Source organism: Mesorhizobium sp. M0563 (assembly GCF_040321065.1).
Taxonomy (GTDB): domain Bacteria; phylum Pseudomonadota; class Alphaproteobacteria; order Rhizobiales; family Rhizobiaceae; genus Mesorhizobium.
Genome location: NZ_JAMYQV010000005.1, coordinates 236,698 through 261,223 on the forward strand (window position 1 = coordinate 236,698; position 24,526 = coordinate 261,223).

At 61.9% G+C, this 24,526-nt stretch carries 19 protein-coding genes and 3 pseudogenes; 10 read left to right on the plus strand and 12 right to left on the minus strand.

Going from position 1 to position 24,526, the window contains the following annotated elements; genetic code table 11:
* Nucleotides 1–28 precede the first annotated feature (28 nt).
* Nucleotides 29–907, plus strand: coding sequence for an SMP-30/gluconolactonase/LRE family protein (locus NKI50_RS10100; RefSeq protein WP_352716386.1), 879 nt, complete (start codon nucleotides 29–31; stop codon nucleotides 905–907).
* Nucleotides 908–1,209: 302 nt separating this feature from the next.
* Nucleotides 1,210–1,838: pseudogene (locus NKI50_RS10105) on the plus strand (DUF6088 family protein).
* Nucleotides 1,839–2,093: 255 nt separating this feature from the next.
* Here NKI50_RS10105 and NKI50_RS10110 read toward each other — a convergent pair.
* The 4 genes from NKI50_RS10110 to NKI50_RS10125 form a co-directional block, all read right to left on the minus strand.
* On the minus strand, nucleotides 2,094–2,399 hold the full coding sequence (locus NKI50_RS10110) for a hypothetical protein (RefSeq protein WP_352716388.1): 306 nt from the start codon (nucleotides 2,397–2,399) through the stop codon (nucleotides 2,094–2,096).
* Between the two features lie 307 nt (nucleotides 2,400–2,706).
* Nucleotides 2,707–3,579 carry a carbohydrate ABC transporter permease gene (locus NKI50_RS10115; RefSeq protein ID WP_352716390.1) on the minus strand — a complete coding sequence of 291 codons (873 nt, stop codon included), beginning with the start codon at nucleotides 3,577–3,579 and terminating at the stop codon, nucleotides 2,707–2,709.
* Nucleotides 3,576–4,466: a carbohydrate ABC transporter permease gene (locus NKI50_RS10120; protein ID WP_352716392.1), complete on the minus strand. Its 891-nt coding sequence runs from the start codon at nucleotides 4,464–4,466 to the stop codon at nucleotides 3,576–3,578. The genes NKI50_RS10115 and NKI50_RS10120 overlap by 4 nt, the downstream gene beginning before the upstream one ends.
* Nucleotides 4,467–4,509: 43 nt before the next feature.
* Nucleotides 4,510–5,802 carry an ABC transporter substrate-binding protein gene (locus tag NKI50_RS10125; protein WP_352716394.1) on the minus strand — a complete coding sequence of 431 codons (1,293 nt, stop codon included), beginning with the start codon at nucleotides 5,800–5,802 and terminating at the stop codon, nucleotides 4,510–4,512.
* 327 nt (nucleotides 5,803–6,129) lie between these two features.
* Here NKI50_RS10125 and NKI50_RS10130 point away from each other — a divergent pair, with 327 nt between their 5' ends.
* From NKI50_RS10130 to NKI50_RS10160, 7 genes are read left to right on the plus strand one after another with little or no spacing between them, the layout of a single operon-like run.
* Nucleotides 6,130–7,395 carry an extracellular solute-binding protein gene (locus tag NKI50_RS10130; RefSeq protein WP_352716396.1) on the plus strand — a complete coding sequence of 422 codons (1,266 nt, stop codon included), beginning with the start codon at nucleotides 6,130–6,132 and terminating at the stop codon, nucleotides 7,393–7,395.
* Between the two features lie 27 nt (nucleotides 7,396–7,422).
* Nucleotides 7,423–8,355, plus strand: a complete 933-nt coding sequence (locus NKI50_RS10135) for a carbohydrate ABC transporter permease (RefSeq protein ID WP_352716398.1) — start codon at nucleotides 7,423–7,425, stop codon at nucleotides 8,353–8,355.
* A gap of 2 nt (nucleotides 8,356–8,357) precedes the next feature.
* Nucleotides 8,358–9,191, plus strand: a complete 834-nt coding sequence (locus tag NKI50_RS10140; protein WP_352716422.1) for a carbohydrate ABC transporter permease — start codon at nucleotides 8,358–8,360, stop codon at nucleotides 9,189–9,191.
* The gene (locus tag NKI50_RS10145) at nucleotides 9,188–9,925 is read left to right on the plus strand and encodes a PIG-L deacetylase family protein (protein WP_352492816.1); all 738 of its coding nucleotides are present in this window, start codon (nucleotides 9,188–9,190) and stop codon (nucleotides 9,923–9,925) included. The genes NKI50_RS10140 and NKI50_RS10145 overlap by 4 nt, the downstream gene beginning before the upstream one ends.
* Nucleotides 9,922–10,797, plus strand: coding sequence for an ROK family protein (locus NKI50_RS10150; protein WP_352716400.1), 876 nt, complete (start codon nucleotides 9,922–9,924; stop codon nucleotides 10,795–10,797). The genes NKI50_RS10145 and NKI50_RS10150 overlap by 4 nt, the downstream gene beginning before the upstream one ends.
* On the plus strand, nucleotides 10,794–11,564 hold the full coding sequence (locus tag NKI50_RS10155; protein ID WP_031195039.1) for a GntR family transcriptional regulator: 771 nt from the start codon (nucleotides 10,794–10,796) through the stop codon (nucleotides 11,562–11,564). Before NKI50_RS10150 ends, NKI50_RS10155 begins: the two co-directional genes overlap by 4 nt.
* Nucleotides 11,565–11,600: 36 nt before the next feature.
* Nucleotides 11,601–12,392, plus strand: coding sequence for a sugar isomerase domain-containing protein (locus tag NKI50_RS10160; protein ID WP_023722251.1), 792 nt, complete (start codon nucleotides 11,601–11,603; stop codon nucleotides 12,390–12,392).
* A 24-nt stretch (nucleotides 12,393–12,416) separates the two neighbouring features.
* Here NKI50_RS10160 and NKI50_RS10165 read toward each other — a convergent pair.
* The 8 genes and pseudogenes from NKI50_RS10165 to NKI50_RS10200 form a co-directional block, all read right to left on the minus strand.
* Nucleotides 12,417–13,081: pseudogene (locus NKI50_RS10165) on the minus strand (IS5 family transposase); the annotation flags it as partial.
* Between the two features lie 157 nt (nucleotides 13,082–13,238).
* Complete coding sequence (locus tag NKI50_RS10170) at nucleotides 13,239–13,667, minus strand: type II toxin-antitoxin system VapC family toxin (protein WP_352716402.1); 429 nt, start codon at nucleotides 13,665–13,667, stop codon at nucleotides 13,239–13,241.
* On the minus strand, nucleotides 13,667–13,912 hold the full coding sequence (locus tag NKI50_RS10175) for a type II toxin-antitoxin system VapB family antitoxin (protein WP_023722247.1): 246 nt from the start codon (nucleotides 13,910–13,912) through the stop codon (nucleotides 13,667–13,669). The genes NKI50_RS10170 and NKI50_RS10175 overlap by 1 nt, the downstream gene beginning before the upstream one ends.
* A gap of 740 nt (nucleotides 13,913–14,652) precedes the next feature.
* A complete protein-coding gene (locus NKI50_RS10180) occupies nucleotides 14,653–16,698 on the minus strand; it encodes a CHASE2 domain-containing protein (protein WP_352716404.1) in 2,046 nt (681 codons plus the stop codon).
* Between the two features lie 15 nt (nucleotides 16,699–16,713).
* On the minus strand, nucleotides 16,714–17,526 hold the full coding sequence (locus NKI50_RS10185) for a FecR family protein (RefSeq protein ID WP_031195034.1): 813 nt from the start codon (nucleotides 17,524–17,526) through the stop codon (nucleotides 16,714–16,716).
* Nucleotides 17,527–17,537: 11 nt separating this feature from the next.
* Nucleotides 17,538–18,809 carry a tetratricopeptide repeat protein gene (locus NKI50_RS10190; RefSeq protein ID WP_023722243.1) on the minus strand — a complete coding sequence of 424 codons (1,272 nt, stop codon included), beginning with the start codon at nucleotides 18,807–18,809 and terminating at the stop codon, nucleotides 17,538–17,540.
* 312 nt (nucleotides 18,810–19,121) lie between these two features.
* Nucleotides 19,122–21,275 carry a SulP family inorganic anion transporter gene (locus tag NKI50_RS10195; RefSeq protein WP_352716407.1) on the minus strand — a complete coding sequence of 718 codons (2,154 nt, stop codon included), beginning with the start codon at nucleotides 21,273–21,275 and terminating at the stop codon, nucleotides 19,122–19,124.
* Between the two features lie 139 nt (nucleotides 21,276–21,414).
* Nucleotides 21,415–22,602, minus strand: coding sequence for a magnesium transporter (locus NKI50_RS10200; protein ID WP_352716409.1), 1,188 nt, complete (start codon nucleotides 22,600–22,602; stop codon nucleotides 21,415–21,417).
* A 680-nt stretch (nucleotides 22,603–23,282) separates the two neighbouring features.
* Between NKI50_RS10200 and NKI50_RS10205 the strand changes: the two are divergent.
* Nucleotides 23,283–24,200 (plus strand): annotated as a pseudogene (locus tag NKI50_RS10205) (TIM barrel protein).
* Nucleotides 24,201–24,526 lie beyond the last annotated feature (326 nt).

Genomic DNA, 24,526 nt, shown 5'->3' on the forward strand with positions numbered 1-24,526 from the left:
CTGCAAGGTTCGAACAGAGGAGGACGGCATGAAGATCGAGGTCGTGGTGGACGTGAAAACCACGCTGGGCGAGGGACCGCTGTGGGACGTTGAACAGGAGCGCCTCTACTGGATCGACAGTTTCGATGGGCGCGTGTTTCGGGCGACCGCCGACGGCCGCGAGATCCGTTGCTGGGACGTGCCGATGAAGATCGGCTCGATGGCGTTGCGCAAGGACGGCGGTGGCGCGGTGGTGTCGCTGCAGCGCGGCTTCCATCTGCTTGATTTCGCCACCGGCGAGGTGACGCCGATCCACGATCCGGAGCCGGACCGGCCGATGAACCGGCTCAATGACGGCAAGGTCGATCGGCGCGGCCGCTTCTTCGCGGGCTCAATGGACACGATGGAAGAGGGACCCTCCGGAGGGCTCTACCGGCTCGATCCCGATTTCTCCGTGACCAGGATAGGTTCCGGCATCATCTGCTCGAACGGCCCGTGCTGGAGTCCAGACGACCGCACCTTCTATTTCGCCGACACCTGGACCGGCGAGATCTGGGCCTACGACTATGATATCGAAACCGGTGCCGCCACCAACCGGCGCACTTTCACTCGCGTCGATACCAGCCGGGGAGGGGCGGCCGACGGCTCAACTGTCGATGCCGAGGGCTTCCTCTGGAACGCGCTGGTCTATGACGGCAGGCTGGTGCGTTACGCGCCCGACGGCAGCGTCGACCGCATCATCGACATGCCCGTCAAGAAGATCACCAGCGTCATGTTCGGCGGGCCGAAGCTCGATACCCTGTACGTCACGTCGATGGCCAAGCCGCCGCTGCCGCGCTTTCCGGGCGACGGAGTTTTACGCGGCAGCCTTTTTGCCATCACCGGCCTCGGCGTAACGGGAGTTCCGGAGCCAAGATTTGCTGCGTGAAGCTCGGCATCGAGCCGTCACTTTGTGGCGGTCATCGTCTCGGCAGCTTTCCGCAGTACTCGGTCTGTAGCAGGCTGCCATCCGACGGGCGTGACCGGTGGCCGGCATGACCCTCGCGCCCGCATTCGTTTCAACAAGGTTCTCACGGACAAGCCGTCTCCGAGTCCTCTGTCGCTGCGGCCCGCCAACTGAGTCCGCCGCGCTTGGTTGGGCTCTCGCACTCTGTTGAGAAACCTAGCAACCAGACAGCGATGCCTATTTTTTCGATGAATGTCAGTAAAAGATGCGTTATTTTCTGACGCATGAAGATGGTCGTTTCCTCAGTTCCTGATCGGATCTTGAGGCGCGCCCGCGGTAGTGGGCGCGGGAGCGTTTTCACGCCCAGCGATTTTCTTGATCTGGCGGGACGGTCAGCGATCGATCAGGCGCTCTCGCGCCTCGTCAAAAGAGATAGGTTGCGGCGTCTCGCCCGCGGACTTTACGATTTCCCGAAACTGCATCCAAAACTTGGGGCGCTTTCCCCGTCGCCCGATTATGTTGCCCAGGCGCTGGCCAGGGAGTCGGGCTCTCATGTGCAGGTCGCCGGGACGCATGCGGCCAATGCGCTTGGTCTGACCAGCCAAGTTCCCGCCCGAACCTCATATCTCACGGATGGTCCATCCCGTCGCGCGGTGCTCGGAAAGCGTGTTATCGACCTGCGCCATGCGTCGCCCAAACACCCGATAGCACCGGGGAGTGCTGCGGGAACAGTCGTTCAGGCGTTGCGGCATCTCGGGCCATCACGGGCCGCCGATGTCGTTCAGATCGCGTCGCGCCAACTGTCCCTGAGTAACAAAAAGAGACTCGTCTCAACCGCCATACAGGCCCGGCTTGGATGCGTCCGATACTAAGCGCCATTGGCGACTCACCATCGGATGCGGCTCATGGATAGCTTCGTGCGCCAAGCCGCGTCGGTTAGCCATGTGGTGCGCGTGCTAACTCATCCACGGCAGCTGAAAGAACGCGTTCGGGGTCCGAGGCGAGCACATCTTGCGGACGTTTGCCGCCAAGGAAGCTATTGATCGATGCAAACCAATAGGCGAGCCCCCAGGCATCCTTTTTCCCGCGAAACACACTCAGAACCTTAGCGAGCGGTTTAGTGGGCCGTATCCAGCTGCAATATCCAGAGCGTAGCCGGGAAAATAGTCTACACCCCGATGCCGAACTGCGAAGATGCGGCCTTGTTTTTCCACTTGTTTGGCTGCGCACGTGGGTTGCTTGTGCTGAACCCTGCCATTGTCGCGACTTGAGGAGCGGTCAGCCAACCGCCGCTTTCCAATACTTCTCTTCTCGCCTCGGCCGCCATCCGCGCTTGTGTGAGCACGTGTTGCGGAGGGAGTACGTCAGGGACCAGGGCGTCGATTATCGTGCTTATGGCTTCGCGCTGGCGACTCATCAGGATCGTACGCACCAGAGGCGCAATGCTGACGAGCGTGTCCGCGAGGCCGCGCACAGCAGGTTCACTCCCATGCTCGACCGTTACTGCTATGACCAGCTCGGCAGTAGGCGATCAAGTCGGTCACCAACCTCCTTCGGCCTTCCGGTGAGGACGCCAAATCCCGACCGTTCAATAGTCTCATGGGTAAGTGCCATGATCTCCCGCTCCTGGGGTGATGAGCATGGTTACATATGTAGCACAACAACCGGTATCACAGGTGCAGCTAAGCTGTGGGCATTTGGCGTCCAAGTTCGCTGATTGCCTGGAGCTTGCAGAGCGCGTCCCAACGACCGACCGGCGTAAGCCGGCAGTGCCGCCGACGCTATCCCTTGATCGCCGAGCCGACGATCGAATCCACGAAGAAGCGCTGCAGGAAAACGAACAGCACCAGTGGCGGCAGGACGGCAAGAGTGGCGCCCGCCATGACCAGTCCGGTGTTGAGCGCACCTCTGTTGTAGCTGAGCAGGCGGCTGAGGCTAATGACGATCGGATAATCTTCCGCATTGCCCTGCAGCACGGTAAGCGGCCACAGATAGCTGTTCCAATGATAGACGAAGGCCAACAGCGCCAATGCCGCGGTCGCGGGCGCCACGCTCGGCGCGACGATCTTGAACAGGATCACAAGTTCCGACGCCCCATCCATCCGTGCCGCGTCGATCAAATCGTCCGGCACGCCGGCGATGAACTGGCGCATCAGGAAAATGCCGAAGGCATTGGCGAGGTTGGGCACGATGATGCCGGCAAGGCTGGCATTCAGACCGATCGATCCGACGAGACGGTACAGCGGGACCAAAGTCACGATCGGCGGCAGAAACATTGTGGCGATCAGCACCGAAAACAGCAGTGAGCGGCCGGGAAAGTGATGCTTGGCGAAGGCGTAGCCAGCCATCATGCTGGTGACCAGAATGCCGGCGGTGGTGATCGTGGCGATCACCAGCGAATTCCACATCGAGCGGCCGACATTGATGACGCCGGACACTTTCTCATACGCTTCGAGGCTCGGCGTGCGCGGTATCCACACTGGCGGCACCTGCATGGTTTCGGCCGGCGTCTTCAGGCTGGAGAGCACCATCCACAACAGCGGAAAGGCGGAGGCCACGGCAACCAGCAGCATCAACGTGGCGAGCAGTGCTCTGCGGCCCGCCAGGCGTTTGCGCGCCAACCGGCTCGATGCTGATCGGCCCGGCGCGCTCATTCGTCATCCTTCCGGTTGGCAAATGCAAACAGCGCGCACACAACGACGATCAGCGCCAACATCAGCATCACTGCCATGGCCGAGCCCAATCCGCCTTGCGCGCGCTCGATGCCGACACGGCGGATGTGATAGGTCAGCACATTGGTCGAGCCGACCGGCCCGCCTTGGGTGATCAGCGCCACCGGCTCGAACACCTGCACGGCGTTTATGATGGCGATGACGGCGCTGAACAGAAGCGTGCGCCGCAGCAGCGGCAACGTGATAAAGCGGAACTGTTCGCGTCGGGTGGCGCCGTCCAGAGTCGCCGCCTCGTAAAGACTGCCCGGGATCTGGGTCAGCCCGGCAACGGCCAGCACGGTAAAATAGCCGATCTGCTGCCAGACATTGAGGACGACGATCGAGATCAACGCCGATCTTGGCGAGGACAGCCAGGGTTGCGGGCCGATGCCGGCGAGGCCGAGCATCTGGTTGAGCGGCCCTTCGCTCGGCGAATAAAGCTTCGACCAGACCAGCGTCACGGCGATCATCGGCACCATGTAGGTGGAAAACAACACGGCCCGCAGCGCCGTGCCGCCTGCGACATCGCGCTGGTAGACCATCAAACCGAACGCGACCGAAAGGGGCAGGATGAGCATCACCGACAATGCCGTGTAGATCGCGGTGTTGAGCAGCGCTCGCTTGAAATCCCGCCCGACCGAGGTCGGTCCGAATATTTCGCGAAAATTGTCGAAGCCGATGAAGCTCGCATTGGAAAAAGGCGTCTGCGTCGACCAGTCCTGGAATGACAGCCAGATGGTGAGCAGCATCGGCAGCAGGATGAAAACGCCGATCAGTGTCACGGCGGGCGCCAGCATGATGCCCGCCGAGGCACGATAGGTCTTGATCATCGCTCTGCTTCCAAAGCGTCGGGCTCTCGAGACAGCGCCTTCGTTATTTGGCGGCACGCTCCAGGATCGAGACGGCATCGGCCTGCGCGTTCGCCTGCGCATCCTTGGCCGAGAGCTGCCCATACTGCAACGCCTCGAGCGTCTGCTGCAGCGATTCGCTGAACTCCTGGCCGCCCGGGACGACAGGGAAGGGCTTGGCGTCGGCAAGCACGCTGACATAGCCGGACAGGAACTCGGAACCGAGCTTGTCCTTATGGGCTTCGATGTCGGACGTCCGTGTCGGCAGGATGCCCATCGAGATCAGAATATCCGACATTGCCGATGCGCCGTTCTTGCCGGACTTCGGACTGTTCAGCCATACCAGGAAATCCCATGCCGCTTTTTGTTCGGCCTGACCGGCATTGGCGTTGACGACGGTCATCCATGAATAGGAGATCGAGTGCGGCTTGTCGCCGCTCGGACCGACCGGGATGGGTGCGGTGGCGATATTGGAGAACTTGTCGCCCATGCCGCTCTTCAATGCGCTTTCCCACCAGTTGGCCATGATGATCATGCCGGTCTTGCCGGAGACGAAATTGTCGAGGAAGGGACCGGTTGTGTTGGCGTCGGCCGTGGCCATCGCCGGATCGCTGGCACCGGACTTGATCAGGTCCTCGTAGAGCTGGAAAGTCTCGTCGGCTTGAGGACTGTCGAGCACCGGTTTGCCGTCCTTGACCAGCTCGCCGCCATTGGAGGCCAGCAGCGAGGCGAAGGGATGGACGACGCCCGCCGCCCAGGAATTGATCATGCCGAAACCTTGCTGGCCGGCATCTTTCCTGGTCAGCTTCTGGGCCGCATCCTTCAATTCGGACCAGGTTTTCGGCGCGGCCGTAATGCCTGCCTGCTTGAACAGTTCCTTGTTGTAGTTCAGCGCATAGACGTCGATCTCGTTTGGAATGCCGTAGAGCGTGCCACCAACGGAGGCTGCGCTGACGACACCGGCCGGCCACGCACTCCTGACCTCGCCGGCAACCGTGTCGGGGGCCGGCGCGACCAGTTTGTCTCGCGCCAGTTCGGGCAGCCACAAATCGTAGATGCCGCCGATCGTCGGCCCGTCCGAGCTGCCGCCCTGGGAACGCAGTGTCGTCAGGAGGTCGCCGAAGGGGACGGCGCGCACGGTGACGGTCACATCGGGATTGCTCTTGGAGTAGTCCTTGGCCGCGGCGTCCAGCAAAGCGACCGTTTCGGGCGACCAGTGGGTCAGATAGGAAATGTTGACCGATTGGGCGCAACCAATGGTGGGCGAGGCCAACAACCCTGCAGCCAGTGCCAGTTTCGAAATCCAAGCCAAAGACATCCGGACCCTCCGCATAGCCGCACAGCGATGCCGATGACGTTATGACAACTCGAAGCAACGATGCAAGCGCTATCTTCGTGGAGAGCTTCTGCCGGTACTGCGGCGTTTTCTCACCGCGGGTCCACAAAGGTGCGGGATCATACTTTGAAAACAGGCAATTATCTGGAATGGTTCGAGCTGTTTCTCCCTGCCGGCCATGCCCGAACATATCGCAAGGCTCTTGCGATCGAAGTCATGTCGTTATAATGACATGAGAAAAGCTATGACTGCCTTGCGGCTTTTGAACCGCCGTGGGGATGACAATATCGACAGAATGGGAGACTGAGCATGTTTTCAATTCATCGACGCGCCGCACTCGGCCTGATCGGCGGGTTTGCCGCAGTCTGCACTGGGGTCTTCACCGCACTGCCGGCCAAGGCCGGCGACACCGTGACCCTGTGGAGCTGGCGCACCGAGGACGAGGCTGCGATGCGCCGCATCTTCGACGCCTTCGAGGCCAAGACTCCCGGCATTAAGGTCAACATCCAGTTCACCCCCGACGCCGACTACCAGAACCGGCTGAGTACGGCGCTGCGTGGCGGCCGCGGGCCTGATATCGCTCAGCTCAAGGCTTACGGCGAACTGCAACCATTCATCGAGGGTGGCTATCTCGACCCGCTCGACGACAGCGTGCCGGAGCTGAAGAACATGCCCGATAGCGCGCTGGGCGGCGCTCGTGGCGTTGCCGACGGCAAGATCTATGGCGTGCCCTATTCGGTGCCGATGATGGGCGTCTTCTACAATCAAGACATCTTCGCCGCCCAGGGCATCGAGATTCCCAAGACCTACAAAGATTTCGTCGCCGCCTGCGAGAAGCTGAAAGCGGCGGGGATAACGCCAATAGCCGCCGGTGGTGCCAACGGCTCCGCCTGGGCGCTGGAGATCGGCGTCGGTGTTGTCGGCCCGACCATCTATGGCCCGGGCTTCTACGACGAAATGATGAGCGGCAAGGCGACCTTCGAGGATCCGCGCTACGTGGCTGCCCTGAAACGCTATGCCGACTTGAAGCCATATTTCTCCGACGGCTTTGCCGGGGTCGATTACACCACCTCGACACAGCAATTCATCGGCGGCAAGGCGGCCATGTTCTTCGGCGGCTCGTTCGAGAACGGCAGCTTCAAGGCGCAGAACCCGAAGCTGAAATTCTCGATCTTCCCGTTCCCCGCCGACGATCCTGCCACCAAGCTCTACACCTCGGCCTTTTCAGACGGCTCCTATGGTCTGGTCTCTGAAAGCACCAACAAGGAGGCAGCGATCAAGGTGCTCAACTTCATGGCTTCGGCCGAGTTCGCGCAGCTCTTCGCCGACGAGTTGGGCTGGCCGCCGGCCCGTACCGACGTCACCGTGAAGGACCCGGTACTCGCCACGATGATGGAGATGTCGAAGAATTCCACACCCTATCTGACGCTTGTCGGCTTCCGCTGGCAGACGCCTACGGCCTCCTCGATCCTGCAGTCCGAGATCATCGACATGGTCGAAGGCAACATCACGCCGCAGAAGCTGGCGGCGGACATGCAGGCCGCCGTCAGCAGCTGGTTCAAGCCGAAGCAGTAGGCCGTCACACCCTGCGCGAAACAGCACATGATCGCCCGTCGCCGCAAAAGCAGCCTTCAGCGCACCCAGCAGCGCATGGCCGTGCTGTTCATCGTGCCGGCACTGGCCGTTTATGCGCTGTTTGTCCTTTATCCGCTGCTGATGTCGCTGTGGGGCAGCTTCTTCGTCTGGAGGGGCCTGCGCATGCTGGAGTTCGCCGGCGTTTCGAATTTTACCCGCCTGTTCGTTTTCCCGAGCGGTGGACGGCTCTACGGGGCGCTCTGGCACAACGTCGCCTGGTTCTTCGGCATCATGCTGTTCCAGAACGGCCTTGGTCTGCTGTTTGCCTGGCTGCTGTTTCTGCGCGAAAAGGGGGCGGCCTTCTTCCAGTCGGTATTCTTCTTCCCGGCAGTGCTGAGCCCGGTCATCGTCGGCGCCCTGTGGCGGTTGCTGCTGGCGCCCGGCGGCACCATCGAATGGATGCTCAACGGCCTTGGCCTGCATCAAGGCAGCCTGACGGTTCTCGGCAACAGCCACACGGCACTCGTGATGCTGATCGCCGTCGACGCCTGGAACTGGATGGGCCTGCCGGTGCTGATCTACACTGCCGGCCTCAGGCAGATTTCGTCCCAGATATTCGAGGCTGCCAGGCTGGATGGCGCCGGCAGCGGCCGCATGCTGGTCTCGGTTGCCCTGCCTTTGCTGATGCCGGCCGTCGGCACGTTGACGACGCTGTCGTTCATCAACACCTTCAACCAGTTCGACATCGTCTATGTCATGCAAGGCGTGCAGGGCAATCCGAGCTATTCCACAGACACGCTGGTGACCTATTTCTACCGGCTCGCTTTCGGCGCCGAAGGCGCGGTCGGTATCACCGATATAGGCCTGGCGCTTGCGCTGGGAACGCTGCTGTTTCTCATCCTCAGCATCGGCACGCTTGTGATGCTGCGCTTCTTCGACCGCCGCACGGTGCAACTGTGAATATGCTCGCCATCCCTCGACAGCTTGCTCGGCTGCCCGGCTGGACGGCGCTGGTCCTGTGGACCGCAGCGGTGCTGCTGCCGCTCTATATTCTCGTCGTCTCCTGTTTCAAGACCACGGCGGAGATCTACGACAACAGGCTTGGCCTGCCGAAAAGCTTTGCCTTCGACAATTTCGTTGCGGCCTGGACGCGCGCCGATCTCGGCCAGAATTTCATCAACAGCCTGATCGTCACCGGCGGTGCGGTGATCCTGACGATTATCGTGTCGGCAATGGCCGCCTATCCGCTGAGCCGCTATCGGCTGGGCTGGAACGGTATCATGCTCGGCCTGTTCCTGTCCGGCATCATGCTGCCGATCCGGCTTGCCTCGGTGGAGCTGTTCACGCTGATGCGCAACCTTGGCCTGCTCGATTCGCTGATCGGCCTGATCCTTGTCTATTCGGCCATCCGCATTCCATTCGCCGTCTTCATCTTCGCAAATTTCATGCGGGTACTGCCGTCCGAGCTCGACGAGGCTGCGCGCATGGATGGGGCCGGCGAGGCGCGCATTCTGTTCCAGATCGTGCTGCCAATGGTGAAACCAGCCGTATCGATCGTCGCCATCTTCACCGCTATCGCCGTGTGGAACGACTTCTTCTTCCCGCTGATCTTCATCTTCGACGACCGCTACAAGACCGTGCCGCTGGCGATCAGCGTGTTTGTCGGCCAGTTCCGCACGGATTGGGGCCTCGTGTTCGCCTCGCTTGCCATCTCCATGGCGCCCATCCTGATCATGTACTGTCTGCTTGCCCGCCAGATTCGCGAGGGCGTCGGCTCCGGGGGAGGCGCGAAATGATCGAGGACAAGGTCTATGCCGCACGCTCGATTCTGGTCGTCGGGGCGCATGCCTTCGATGCCGAGGTGATTGCCGGTCCACTGGCGGCGGCGGCGGTGCAAGGCGGTGCCGAAGTCACCTTCCTGCATCTCAGCATGGGCGAGCAGGGCCATCCAAGCCTCGCCCCCGAGTACTATTGCGTCCAGAAGCAGGAGGAGGCCGCAAAGGCCGCAGCCAGGCTCGGCGTTGCCATGCGCAGTCTCGGGCTGCACGACGCCTTCCTGCCCTGCGACGACGAGACGGCGCTCAAGGTTTGCGATGTTGTGCGCGAGTTGAAGCCGCAAATCGTCATCACTCACTGGCATGGCAGCTGGCACAAGGACCATCGCGCCGCGGCCCGACTGACACAGACCGGTATTTTTTTTGCGGCATTGCCGACGCTGAAGCGCGATCATGCTGCACACACACCGCAACTGCTGCTGTTCGGCGAAAACTGGGAGGACGACGAAGGCTTTCGCCCCGAACACCTCGTCGACGTCAGCGACGGCTTCGAGGCCTGGAGCGAGGCGGTGCGGGAATACGAACTGGCACGCGGCCTGAGCAGTTTCCCCTACGTCGATTATTACAGTGCGCTTTATCGGCTTCGCGGCTGCCTGCGCGGCACGCGCTACGCGCAGGGTTTTGCGGCGGCCTCGCAGTCCTGGCAAGCCGGCAGTGGCCTGTTCGCGCCGGCCAATCGGAGCGGCTCTCGATGACACGCATTCTGGCTATCGATCTTGGCGGCACCAATTTGCGCGCCGCAATCCATAGCGGCGATGTTCGCTGGCTGGAGATGCTGAGCCGCGAGCCTGCGCCGACAAGCCTGGATGCCTTCGTCGCCCGTATCGGTGCCTTGCGTGCCGAGGCCGGTCCGGTCGACGCCCTCGGGCTTGCGGTGCCCGGACTTGTCGAGGGCTCGGTCTGCCGCTGGATTCCGAACCTTCCCTATCTCGACGGCATCGACATCGCGGCCTTGTTTCCTCGTCTGCCTGTTGCCATTGGCAATGACGCGCAGGTCGCCATGCTGGCCGAAGCGGTCGAAGGTGCCGCAAAGGGCCTGTCCGATGCCATCCTGCTGGCGATCGGCACCGGTATCGGCTCCGCCGTTCTGGCCAACAACCGCATCGTTGCAGGCGCACGTGGCGGCGCCTGCTCATTCGGCTGGGCCTGCGCCGACATCGAGGATGAAGGCGAGGACCGTAGCGGCTGGCTGGAGCGCTTCGCTTCCGGGCGGGCGTTCGACGCCGCGGCGCGCCAGATCGGGCTGGCCAATGGCGGCAGGTTGGTCGAGGCCGCGCGGGCTGGCAACACGGCCGCACTTGACGCCTTGGAGCTGCCGGCGCGCCGGCTGGGCACTGTCCTTGCGGGTGCGGTCGCGCTGCTCGATCCGCAGGCGATCCTGATTTCCGGCGGGCTTGCCGATGCGCTGGACGTGATAGGGCCGCCGCTGCTTGCGGCATTGCGGCGTCAGTTGCCGCCGCATCTGCGCGACGTCGTTCTGCGGTCCGGCGAATTCGGCTCCCGCGCCGGTCTCGTCGGCGCCTCGCTGGCCGGTCTCGCCGGAGCACAGTGGAGGCAGATAAGATGAGTCAAGCGAGCTTCCATCTGCCCGACCGCAGAAGGCCCGAGCCGCTCTGGTATCAGGTGGAAGAGGCCATCCGCGCCATCGTCAAGAGTGGCGAGTGGGCGACCGGCGACCAGATTCCGGCCGAAGACCGACTGTGCGCCTTGTTCGGGGTGAGCCGCATCACGCTGCGACACGCCTTGCGCAATCTTGAGGAGCACGGGCTGCTCAGGCGCGAACATGGCCGTGGCACCTTCGTGCGCTCCACCACGCTGGTCGCCGGCACCCGCGAACTCACCAGCTTCACGCAGGAAATGGGCAATATGGGCGTGGTCGCCGGCTCGCGCTTGCTCGACTGCAGCCTGACCACCGCCAATGCCGCCGCGGCCGGAGCGCTGGAGATCGAGGAGGGCGACCCGGTGGTGCGCATCCGGCGGCTCAGGCTCGGCAACAACGAACCGATCGGTATTCAGACTGCGCAACTCTCGGCCGCGCGCGTGCCGGGCTTTCTCGATGCCGGCCTGCTGCAAGGCTCGCTCTACGAAGCGCTGGAACGCCATTACGGCATCGTGCCGGTCGCAGCGCGCGAAAACTACCGTGTCGGCGCTGTCGGGGCGGCGGATGCCGAGTTGCTCGATCTGCCTGCGGGGAGCCCCGCTTTCGTGGTCGAGCGCATCACCACCGACGAGCGCGGCCCGTTCGAATTCACCGTCTCGGTGATGCGTGGCGACCGCTACGAAATCCGCTCGACGCTGCGTGCCGGTCGCGCCGCGCCAACCGCAAGAAGCTGAGCCATACCCAAGCCGACCCATAACAGGAGTACCGACATGTCCGATCTTTACATACCCCGCCTTGCCGCCCTCATCGAACAGGCCTCGAAAGCCAATGCCGAAGCCTTTGGCGAAGCGGCCAGCCGCTTTGCCGACACGCTCGAGAGCGGCGGGTTGGTTCATCTTTACGGCTCGGGCCACTCGGTGTTGCCGGTCCAGGAAGTGTTTCCGCGCTACGGCAGCTATGTCGGCTTCAATCCGCTGACCGACCCGCGTGTCATGTGGCATAACGTGCTCGGCGCCGGCGGCGTGCGCGAACTTCTGTGGCTGGAGCGGACCGAGAAATACGCCGAGAAATTCCTCGACCACCAGCCGCTGAACAAAGGCGATTCGATCATCATCTTTGGCCACAGCGGCCGCAATTCGTCCGGCATCGACACCGCGCTTTATGCGAAAAAACGCGGCATCTTCGTCGTTGCGATAACTAGCAAGAACAATCTCGACAAGCCGGCGACGCACTCTTCCGGCAAACGGCTTGCCGATGCCGCCGACCTTGTCATCGACACCTGCTCGCCGATCGAGGATGCCATCGTGCCGGTCGAGGGCTGGAGCCGGCCGGTCTCCGGTTCGTCGACCGTGCTTGCCATGATCCTGGCGCATGAGCTGATCGCCCGCACCGCCGAGGCGCTTTCGAAACGCGGCATCGAACTGCCGGTTTTTGCCTCGCCGACAATTGCCGGCGTCACACTGCACGACACCGACGTCATCTATGGCGTCTATCGCGAGAAAATGCTCGAGGCGCAGAAGAAGCACCTGCCGACGTTCCAGGCGACCATGCGCGGCGAATGACAACCGGGCAGGGCACGCAAAACGCTAGGACGTAGACTCATCACCGCGTAGCCAGATGCGAGTTGACACGAGTTTCAGGGCAGCAAGGTAGTTTTCTGCCAGCTTGTCATATCGAGTTGCGATGCGAGGGAACTGCTTGGCCTTGTTGAAGAACGTTCGACGAGGTTGCGGGCCTTGTAGAGAAAGGGGCTGAAGCACATCGGGTCCTTGCGGTTGGCCTTGGGCGGGATGTTGGCCCATGCCTTTTGCTCGGTGACGGCATTGCGCAAGGCGTGGCATCATAGCCCTTGTCGGCGAGCAGCATGGCACCCTTGGGCAAATCCTTGATCAAGTCCGCTGCGTAGGCGATGTCACTCATTTGACCTGCCGTGAGCGTCAGCTTGATCGGCCTGCCTTCGGCGTCGACAAGAGCATGGATTTTGATCGTCAGCGCGCATCGGGAACGACCGAGACAATAATCTCGATCCCCCTTTTTGCTGTCGCGCCTTGCTGATGGACGCGAACAATGGAGGTATCGATCATCTGCACCGTTGCATCATGGGCTTTGGTGATGCCATGCATGAGGCGGTCCCACACACCTGCTTTCCGCCATCGAACGAAGCGATTGCAGCAGGTGGTGCGTGGGCCGTATCGCCCCCTGGAAGATCGCGGCATGGCGCACCCGATCGCAGCACCCAGAAGATGCCGTCTGCCCGCTGTGCCTGGACGGTGATCGTGCCGAAGAAAACCAGTGCTGCAGCGAACGTTCGTCGTAATATTGCGTTTAACCATGAAAGACGACGATTCGCCCAAAGCATGCAAAAGGGCCCATCGGCTCTCGCGCCGCGATGCAAGACCAGGAAAGCCTTACGCCAGATCAGTTTGTGAAAAGTCATTGCCCTTGTAAAGCAGGGCAAGCCGGTGAGCCTTCGCGCAAGCGTAGGCAAAACAATCGCCGAAATTGAGATCGGCTTTGTGCCCGACTGCTTTGCCGTATTTCATGCCGGCTTCGATCGCCCGGTCGCCGATGTCGCCGGATATCATGATTTCCTTGCCGGCGATCTCGATCAAAAAGGCGTCGACGGTATCACGGGCTTGCGCCAGCATGTCGGCCGTGGGCTTGGCGTTCTTTTTGATGGCTTCGGCCGATGCTCGCGCGAGACCCTGGACTGCCTCGAACCGGACGAGCGGGGAGATATACAGCGGCTTGGTCGCGGCCGCGAGCCGCTTTTCCAGTTCTTCCGCGCCAGGTTCCTCGTTCAGGATGGCAACGATCACCGAGGCATCGACGAACATCAGTCGTCGCTCCACATTTGGTCGGTGAATTTCTTCATATCGAAATCAGGGTTGGCCGGCCCGATCCGCCGCGCCATTTCCTTGACTTTGGCAAGTCTCTCGCGCAGCGGGACGCTGCCGCGGTTGCGCTCGATCTCATGGCGCAAGGCGGTTCTGACGGCCTCGGTCTTGCTGCGCGCGTTGGTAATCTGCTGCAGCTCGACGGCCATGGCATCGACGTCGGGATCGCGAATGAAGAGCGGCATTTGTATATCCTCTGAGTGATATATGTATATCATATCGCAGATATACTGGCCAGCGAATTCGCGAGCGGCGGTTTTGATAAGGAGGGGAGGGAGGAATGCAGCTCGCGAAAATCCGTCGGAAGGTTCGGTTCTGGTGCTCAGTCCTTGGAATTGCTCGGCGTCTGAAACACGTCGCTGCGGCCATGTCACTGTCAACGCCCACATGCCCAAGGCGCATCGGTACTACGCCGACGCCTGCGCATCCCAACATCCGCGGCGACCGATTGATGTCGATAAACCGCCCACGCGCCCGACGAGGCCAGCGCTGCATCGATTGCGTCAGGTTCATAACGGCCATAATCCCGGCCCAGCGAACTCTCTCGTTAGGGCAGCTCGGGGAGTGCTACGGCTGGATGCTCTTGGGAACATCCCGAGCGCATGATCCGGCGGCGAGGATAAACAATCTGAACCACGCGCTGCCTCCACATGATGGCGCCGGCTAACTCAACGAGCCGTGCTGCCATTCGTGGTGAACTGGATAACACGGCCTATCTTCTCGCTCGAAAATTCGGCGGCCTCGACAATCATTGCCGGGGTTACCTCGACGGATCCCTTCGCCGTCTATCCGCGTCTCATCGGCTGTCGCGCTGATCCGGATTGACAGCCACCCGCAATTAAAGGGCCGTTTGATGACACCTAGGCCTCCCCAGCAGTATTAGTTCACAAAGCAGGTCGGCACCCCTGCCATCCGCTGGATCCGGTCAGCGTGTGCTTCGGGTTCGGGGTGCAAGATCAGGCGGTGCCATTTGCACGGATGGCGGCGAACCAACCACCACGGCAGGGGCGCCAGATTGCTCACCACGTTGGCTCTCTACTTCGCGGCTCATACCTTGGTGAGCAGCTTGCATCTCCGGAACGGTGAAAACCGGCACCTCGCCCTTGAAACCCTGGAGCTCAAAGGCGCCTGCCTGGACGACCGGCATCGATGCTCCTGCCGCAAAGCCGGGACCAAGCACCAGGGGGATGCCCAGCTTCTTGGTCGTCGACTCGAGCCGTGCCGTGCGGTTCACCGGGGAGCCGATCGCGGTGTAATCGAAGCGCCGTTCGGAGCCGAAATTGCCTACCGAGCAGATGCCGGTCTCGATGGCGACGCCGATTGCGATGGAGGGGTGGCCGTCCGCGGTGAAGGCGGCGTCTTCACGCGTCACCCGTTCGATCAGGGCAAGCCCCGCGTCGAGCGCGCGCTCGCGATGGTCCGGCTGATCAAGCGGCGCGTTCCAGAAGGCGAGCACCGCATCGCCCATGAACTTGTCGATGGTGCCGTCGCGCTTGAGGATCTCATCGGTCGCAATGCCGAGGAAGTGATTGACCACCTTGGCGATTTCCTGGGTATCGAGTTGTTCGCTCATCGTCGTGAAGCCGCGTATGTCGCTGAGCAGGATCGTGATCTCGCGCTTCTCGCCGGACAGGATCGCTTCGGTGTCCGAGCTTGCGAGGCGCTGCACCACGGAAGGCGACAGATACTGGGAGAACTGCCGTGCCAGGGTGGACCGGCGCTGCTCGCTGCGCCTGTAGAGAACATAGCCTTCGAAGCCGGCTACCAGGATCGTCGCAAGCGCCGGCTGCAGCGGGTCATAGAGTGCACCCTGCAGGCTGTATTCGAGAGCGCCGAACACGAACGGCGTGACGGCCAGCAGCACGAGAGCCAGGGCACCAAGCACGAAACGCCAGGCGAGCACTCCGGAAAGTCCGATGAAAACGACGGCACTGAGGACAAACCAGAGCCGCTCGAGCATACGCGCGTGCGTTGGCTCTGCCAGGTAGCGCCCGGCAAGCATCTGGCCGATTGCATCGGCGTGGATGTCCGCTCCTGGTCGCGCTGGACGTGTCGGGGTGGGCAGGTACTGCGTCAGTCCCACGGCCGACAGATCGACAATGGCGATGGCGTCCCGCAGCCGCGGATCACTGCCGCCCGAAAGGATAGTGCTGGCAGATATACGGGGCGTATCCGTGGCGGTTTCCCAGAGGCGGATGCTCCCCTCCGGCTCGAGCGGCACGATGGCGCCGGCCATCCTGAGTGCGTCGAACCCGGCGGCATTCATCCGGGCTATGTAGCCGTCCTGCCCGGCGTAAAGGCGCAGAAGCTCGAGCGCGAAGGACGGCCACAGCTGCACGCCCTGAGCGGTATTGCGAAGCCACAGCAGCGGCACATGGCGCAGTACGCCGTCGGGATCGGGCAAGGTGCGAATCACGCCGAGGCCCGCGGCGGCATTCGAGAATTCGGCAAGCGAGCCGGTCAGGCCGGTGAAGCCGGGAAGTGTATCGGGTACCTGCCCGACGATCGACCAGCCGGCTTTGGGTTCTGCTTCTGAAACCGTCGCCTCATTGCCTAGGCTGACGGCAAGCGCCGTTCGATTTTTGGCCAGCGCCGCTGCCAGGCGCTTGTCTCCGGCGATGCCCTCAGGCGAGGTGTCGGCCTCGGGGAGTACCAGCGCAAGCCCGACCACCGCCGCGCCGGATTCGGTGATGCCATCGACCAGATCGGCCAAGAGGCCACGGTTCCAGGGCCATCGCCCATGTGCCTTGAGGCTGGCGTCGTCTATCGAGACGATCACGACAGGATTGCTCGTCGCCTGGCGTGGGGCGAGAAACTGGTAGAAGTCGTACGTCCGCTCACGCAGGCGCGACAACGGCCCGTCAAAAGCCAAATGGCAAGCGAGCAGCAGGAGCACGACCACAAGGCCGGATATTTTGCGCCTGCCAGCTTGCCGCCAATCAGCCCAGCGCCAACCGGCCAAAAGGCTCATGTCGTGCGGCCGGGCCTAATTGCAGTAGTAGTCGCAGCCCTCGCCATCGCCATCGCCCTCATCCTTCACCCCGCCCCCGGCAGGTGGCGTTGGGCTGTCGGGGAACTCCATGACCACTCCTGGCAATGCGCCATCGCTGGACTCGCAGACCTTGAGCGAGCCGCCGAGTGCCGACGCACAAAGCGCGCTTACGTCCAATCCCGGACCCGGTGCGCCTGGCAGGCCGGTGCCGGCAATCCGGTCGATGCTGTCCAATATCGGGAAGGTGTCGATTCCGCCGTAGCCGGTCAGCAGCTTGCCATTTTCCGACGTGCAGGCGAAGCCCGGGTTTGTGATGACCAGCCGTTTGCCATTCATCGTGCAGGTCATGCGGCCGGCGCGCAGTATGCCGACGGTCTGGCCGGCTGCCACCAGCACTTCGATGATGCCGCCTCTGGCCCCGAGCACCATGTGCGGCGTCGCAACCTGCATGACGCCGCCTTTCGAAACCTGGCCGCCATAGAATCGGGCCAGGCCGCTGTTCATCCCGATGTCGATCTTTCCCGATCCGGATCCCGGATTGTAGACGAATTCATCGATCGTCAGGCTGGTGTTCGGACCAATCTTGGCGCTCGATTCGTCCCGGAACACCAGCATTCCAAGACCAGTGGGATTGCTGCGCAGCTGGTCGCCGAGTTCGACGCCCGCGCCGACGTTCATTGTCCCGCCGTTGTTGCGGACGATGTTGGTCTGGTAGGCCGTCATCGACCCGACCGTTTCAGCGGCAGATGGTGCCGCAAAGGCAAGGCAGGCGACAAAAATGGCGATCTGACGGTACGGGGTCCTCATCGCGGCCTCTTTCAATTGAGCGTCAACGTGTAGCTCATGAGCATTTCGAACGATTTTCGGTCGCGGCTGGCGATGTCGAAGTTGGTTTCGCGATAGGCAAGATCGACGCTGATCTTCTGCGACTCCGTCAGCTGAAAATCGCTTTCCGAGGCAATGCGCCAGAAGTCGCTCTTGATACTTGTGCCGATGCCGATGGACAGATCGGGAGCGTCGCTATGTCCGGCCGAGAAAGCGACCTGGTGCGACCATGCGAAAAGATCCGGTACGTTCATCAACAGGCCGCCATAGCGGACCTCGCCCGTGTAGCTGCGGCCGATTTCAGATCCGGAGGCGAAGTCATTCGAGCCGACAAAGCGCAGTCCGAGCGCCTGGCCATTGCGGAAGCGGTAGCTGCCGCCTGCCTCATAGAAAAGCCTGCTATCGGCGAAAATGCCTTGCGAGGCGCCTAGATCGATATAGCCGCCACCGGCGAAGAGCGTCGTCTCGACCGTCGGGCGCACGAGGAAGCGCCCACTGACGCCGATGCCGGTCTCCTGGATATCGCTGTCGAAGCGATCCGTAACTGTGAACGCCGAAAGCAGCAGGCGCAGCGAATCGATCCCACTGTTGGGTAATCCCTTGTCCCAGGTGATCGCGGCGTTGCCGTGGATGAAGGTCTCCTTGCCACCCGGAACCGACAGGTCTGGCGTGAAAAAGCGCTGTGTCGCCGTCAATGACCCCGAAAGAACGAGAGCGTCGGCACTTGGCGTGCCGAGGTCCCATCGGACAAAGCCTTCCGCCCGCCCATAGGGCGAGACGAAGCTGTCGTCGTCCTGCGCCCCGCCGGGCCCAAAATCGGTAAATGCGCTGAACACGCCGCCGGTCAGGGCGAGTTCCCAGGTGACGCCACGCAACGCGCGCTCGATGCGGGCGAGCAGGCGAACAGCTTCCTGCTGCTCACTTGCGGTCAGGCCGCCGACTTCCATGCCGTACTGCACCTGCCGCCGGGCCAATTCATAGGAGCCGACATGATAGTACAACCGGCTGGCCGCCAGCCGGGCGCGCGCATCGCGGGGATATTTGATCAAATACTGCTCGATTGACGAGATCGCCTGATCGTACTGCCCGGCGTTAACGGCAACCGTGACGAATTGGGCGAGCGTTCCGTTGTCGGCCGGACTGGCGATGCGGGCTGAAAAAGCATCCTCATAGGCCGAAAAAAGACCCTGCGCGCCGGCCGGCAATTCGCCGGTACAAAGCAGCGCTGCGGCGCAGCCGACGATCGTCCGAAACGAAGATTGCATGCCGAGAACCCACCCCAAACCCGACTAGTGCGAACGATTTAGCACGACTACAAGAAAAAGGCGACTGACCTGTGACGAAATCGTCCGAGTTTTCAACAGCTGTTGCAGCCGCGCAACAAACTATCGAGTTAATTCGTATTTCGGCTGCGCTGCTTGCCAAAACATCTTATCGGCGTTGCTGTATCGGTTGAAGTATTCCGTAGCGATAGAAACTAACAAAACTCATCGCCCGCTAACGAAACTAGTGTGCTTCAAGATCAATATAGTTCGCGTGATTCTGCACGCGTTTGGGCGCTGCCTAGCCCATCGATGTCACATATGGCTCATCCGAAGGTCTTCCGTCGCATTGCGGAGGCGATCGGAGAGCTGGCGGGCAATGCTTCTCAACACGGCTTGCGTGATATGCGGCTTGGCCTTTGATATCTTGTTGGCGGCAGACGAGGCCAGCTCATAGGCAACAACGTCCTCGTCCGCGATCACGTCGGTCGAGCGCGGTCGCTCGGTCAGGAAGCCCATTTCCCCCACAGTACATCCAGCCCCGATGCTCGCCAGCCGCCGCCGTCCGCCAGGCGCATCCACCCAGACGCTGATACAACCGCGCGTCAGCATCCACAGTCGGTCCGCCTGATCGCCAGCGCGGCACAGCACGGCGCCTTTGGGGAACTCGACGTGGTCGAGATAGCTCATCAGCACCTTCAAATCTTCCGGCGCCATGGTCATGCCGAAATCGGTGCGCTCGAGCGGCACCGCTATCACCGAGCGGGCAGTACTGTCCGTGCACTCGACGATTTCCTCCTCGAAGCGCTCCAGCGCTGCCTCGAGATCGGGGTAGATGTTGGGCCCATCGCTTTGTGACGTAAACTCCTCCAGGGCCTCGGCATCCCTGAGATCACTGAAGAACAATCGCTGACCACGCCGGGCGCTGCGAGCGGAGATCTGCTGCAAGGTCAATGCGCCGGAGGCGTCGACGTCGCTGACGGCGCGGAAATCGAGAATGATCACTCGCACCACGCTGGGCAGGCGGTCAATTTCCTCCGCGAGCTCATCGGCATTGCCAAAGAACAGCACGCCCTGCAGCTCGAGGACCGCCAGCTCGCGCTCGTGAATCGCCAGCAACTCGGTCTGAGCAGTGGAGCGGATGCGCCTGGAGCGCGTCTTGCCGACGATCTCCTTGCGCCGCACCACCGGTCGGCTCATTTCGATCATGAAGACAATGCAGGCCAGCGCCACGCCGACCACGGCGCCGACAACGGGTTGGCCAAGGACTGTGGCGAGCGCCACAGCGGCGACCACGGCCATATTGCGCCGTGCCTGGGTGCGGCCCGCCGCACTGTCGCCGAGAAGTGCCTGCCGCGCCGTCCGCAGTGCCCAACGGTCGATGGTATTGATGCCGACGAAGACCAGAATGGCGGACAGCACAACCAGCGGCATCGAGAAGATCAGATTCGGGAACGCAAGGATGGCCGCAAGCAGCACCGCCCGGCTCGCAAACGTCGAGGTGCGCATGCGCCCGCCGGCACGGTAGTTGGCGGCGGTCAGCGCGGCCGACGTGGATACGAACAGCCCGCCCATCATGGGAGAGACAAGATTGGCCATGCCCAGCCCGACAAGGGCGCGGTCCTGGCCGACCTGAATGTCGGCCAGATTGCGCGCAGTGCGCAGGGTAAAGACGGTGTCGAGCGTTCCCACGATCGCCAAGGTCAACGAGCCCGCAATCAGGGTCCACCAGATATGTTTCAGCCCCAGCCGGAGCGTTGAGGCAGCCTCGATCATGCTTACCGGTGCCCAGCCCTCTATATCGATCGATCCGATAACGGGCCCGAGCTCAATGTCGGGCGCCCACAGACGGGCAGCATGGTAGATTACATAGCCGATGATCAGGCCGGCAAGCAGCGCCGGAATTTTGGGCGCATGCCGCGTGATCATCGCCATGGCCGCGATCAGCGCAAGACCGAATGGAAGTCTTGTGATCGTCGCCAGGCTGAAGTCCGCCGCCATGATGCCGCTCCAGGAGGAGACTGCGAGAAGCATCGGCGTCTGGCTCTTGATGACCAGGATTCCGACGCCCGAGACGAACCCGGCGACAACCGGATGGGGGGCAAGCTTGACGATCCGGGCGAGTCCGGTCGCGCCGATAAGCATCATCCATAGGCCGGTCAGCATCACGCAACCGACGAAGGCAAGCAGCGCTTGTGTCGTGTTGCCGTCGAGAGCGACCAACAGGGATCCCAGCAGGCTCGCCTGGATCAGCGAGTTGCTGGGCATGGTCGTCACGAAGCACGACCGTTGAAATGCGGACGCGACAATGCCGCCGACAATGGCAGCGATGACGCCGGCAAGCGCGCCTTCCGCCACCCGATCTGCGCCGAGCGGTGATAGGGCAAGGACGCCGGAGGAGACGCACATCGGCAATGCTACGCCCGAGGTCGTCACGCCCGCGGTGAGTTCCTGGGCCAGAAAGCCCATACCTGCGCTTAAATTACGCGCAAAATCCGTCTGTATCGCAACCTGCTCAGTCACGGTGGTTCAAAGCTCCAAAAATCCAACGGTGATGATCCCGCCGACCGCGTCCTGTGCAGGACGCGCATCGGCGGACACGCCAAAACTACAACACGAGCATGGTGGCGAGCCCAAGCATCAGGCCCATGCCTACGATATCGGTGACGGTGGTAAGAAAGATCGCCGAAGCTACGGCCGGATCGGCGCCGACCCGCCGCAGCCCCAACGGGATCAGCACGCCGGAGATTCCGGACATGAGGCACGATCCGGACATGGCGAGCAGGATGACAAGTGCCAGCATGGGCGCCTGGGCTGCCGACTCCGGCTGCCGCGAGGCGTAGAACCACATGGCCGCAGCCGCCACAAGACCGACGAGCACGCCGTTGGCGATCCCGAGCGCGCCCTCCCTCATCACCAGGTGCAGTTTCGGTCGCTTATCCACATCGCCCAGGGCAAGGCCACGTAGCGTCATAGCCAATGCCTGGCAGCCGGTGTTTCCGCTCTGCCCGGCCAAGACCGGGAGGAATGCCGCCAGGGCGACGATCTTCTCGATCGTGCCTGTGAACGAGCTGACCACGAAAGCGGCCATGAAGGCCGTCAGCAGGTTGAGCTGCAGCCACGGATGACGCTTCAGGAAGGCTGAAAACAGCGGCGTGAAAGAACGCTCCTCCTTCTGCACACCGACCATCTGGCCAGGCTGGGCAGAAATCTCGATGATTTGCTGCTCGAACAAGCGCCAGCCACGGACCTGCCCGAGCAGCCGGTCCTCCGCGTCCACCACTGGATAGACAGGGTAGTGCCGGCGTACCGCTGCCTTGCAGGCGTCGCTCAAGGACAGTCCGACGGGGAGGGCGAACGGCTTTGACAGCATGATCTGATCCACCGTGGCGTCCGCTTCGCTCAGCATCAGATCGCGCAGGACCACGAGGCCAACCAGTTTGTCGCCCTGGTCGGTGACGTAGAGATAAGTGAGCTCGGTCGGCACCTGGGTGCGTCTGACGGCCTCCACTGCGGCGGCTACCGTCGTGCCGACAGGAACGCTGGCGGGAATCGGGTCGATCAGCTCGACGAGCGACTCGGGGATCGCTGGGTCCTTGCCATCGCCATGAGGCTTGATAGGCCGCATATGCGGCGGCAAATGCTCCGCCATCTTACGGGCGTGCCGGTCCGGCAACAACTTTAGTGTGTCCCGAATGAACTCGGGAGACTCTCGGGCCAGCAATACCGCCGCGTCATCAGGTGCTCGAGCACGCAGCGTGCGCACCAGCTTCTCAACGTCGTTCTCTTCCTTCATCTGTTCCCCCAATTGCGAGTGTCTTGCCTCTGACGGTATGACACGAATCTGATCGCTCCGCCCTGGCGCAGTGGCCTAAGCGCCTCGATCCGGGAATCTTCGCCTTCTCCAGGCGCCGAGTAGACCGTACCCGGACAAATCTGAGCCATTGCGGGTGCATACAGGCGGGCTGTAACCTCTGCGTGTCGCCGAGAATTCAACGTGTTGCGGACTTCACCGGTCTTTTCGTAGGCTCTGCGAGCACGCCGCACCAATGAAAAACCCGGAAACTCTGCAGAGGCAGGGCCTCTGACGTTCGAATGATTTGCCTCATGCGGCGCATCTTGCCAGTTCCACCAGCTCTGAGGCTGATGAATTCGCCAGGATGACAGGGTGATTTGCGTGAACCGTAATAGTTTAGCCTGAGAAAGGGATTCTCTGTATGAAGTCTGTCCGGAACGAGAGGTGCTCTTGAGAGCTTGCAGGTCCGGGGCAGGCAGCCTGCTTTGTGAGACGCGACGTCGCTTCGGTCCGATCCGCGTTAATGTAGGCCCACTGATCACAGCGGTAGACCGCTCGATCGCACCTGGGGGCGAACGAAGACTCGTTTCGAGAGTGGCATCGGTTCAGCAATTGCCATCTCACCTAGCACTGATCCGGACCGGCTGGGACTCCTGGCCGCCCGTCATCGGGGGATGCATATGAGCAACATTATCGCCACAGGTTTTAACTCAATCTCCCCCAATGGCGGGTTGGAGAGCATTGAAACGGACCTTCGCAGCTTTGCTGATATGGGCGTCGAGGCCGTCGAACTGGGCCTGACGACCCTCGATCTCATAGCGGGTGGCCGCGTCATCCCCGAGAGAGCCGAGAGGCTTGTCGCACTGACCACCAATTCGATTTCCGCTATACGGTTCACGGCGTCGTCTCATCGAACCTCATGGACCCGGCGGTCTGTCGTTACCAGATTGATGCAGCCAAGGCCTTGGTCGAACTCTGCGATCGGATCGATGCGCGCGTGCTTGTCCAGCATAGCGGGCATTTTCGCTCCGACCAGATTCTCGATGGTCCCGGTTTCGAGGAACGCGAACGCGAAGCGTTGTTCGAGCTCGCTGAGTTCAGCAAGCTCTATGGTGTGCGCATCGCCTTTGAGAACCTCTTCGCCATGGACCCAAGTCAGCGCCGGCAGACCCCGGCCGAGGTGGCGCAGACGGTAAAGGCGGTCGGCCATTCGAACCTGGTGGCGCTTATCGATTTCAGTCATGCTTATATTGAATCCACCCATCGCGGCCTGGACTTCCACGAGCAGCTGCAGGCCATGGCTCCGGTTGCGGGGCACCTGCATGTCCATGATTCCTTCGGGCGCCCGCAGGGCCTCCATCGAACCTACCTGCCGCAGGAGGATGCAGCGCTAGTCTAGGTCTGGGCGACTGCACTTACCCCTCGGCTGAGGCGATATCGAATGGGATGACATCTTCAGCGAACTGGTCTTTTTGCCTGGGACCGTTCTCATCATGGAAATCGGACCCCGTTACCGCAATGAGCAGCCCGGCAGCCTGGCCCGAGCAAAAAACCTTATCGCCCTGAACAATCACGCTGAGAGCGGAGCGGCGGAGTAAAGGCCGAAAATCCCCCGCTATGGCGAATGTCGGCCAGAGCTGCCGAACTCGGTGGCAGCGAGCCGTTTGTATTGGCCAGATGGGTTCTGAAGCGATTTGCCCATCCTGTTTCCGATGAGATTGTGACAGGACGAAATCAGGCGTGCCGGTCTGTCATACACTGGCGGACATATGGCATGCTGGCCTTTGGTGGTCGATGGCGGGAAGGGCCGGAAACGTGCCAATCACCTACGCGTTGGCCGATAGTGTCCTGAAGGTTCTGCAAAAAGTTTTGGAGAGAGAACGGCGCTTGCTCTGAAGGGCGAGCGGCCATGGCACGGTGGTGA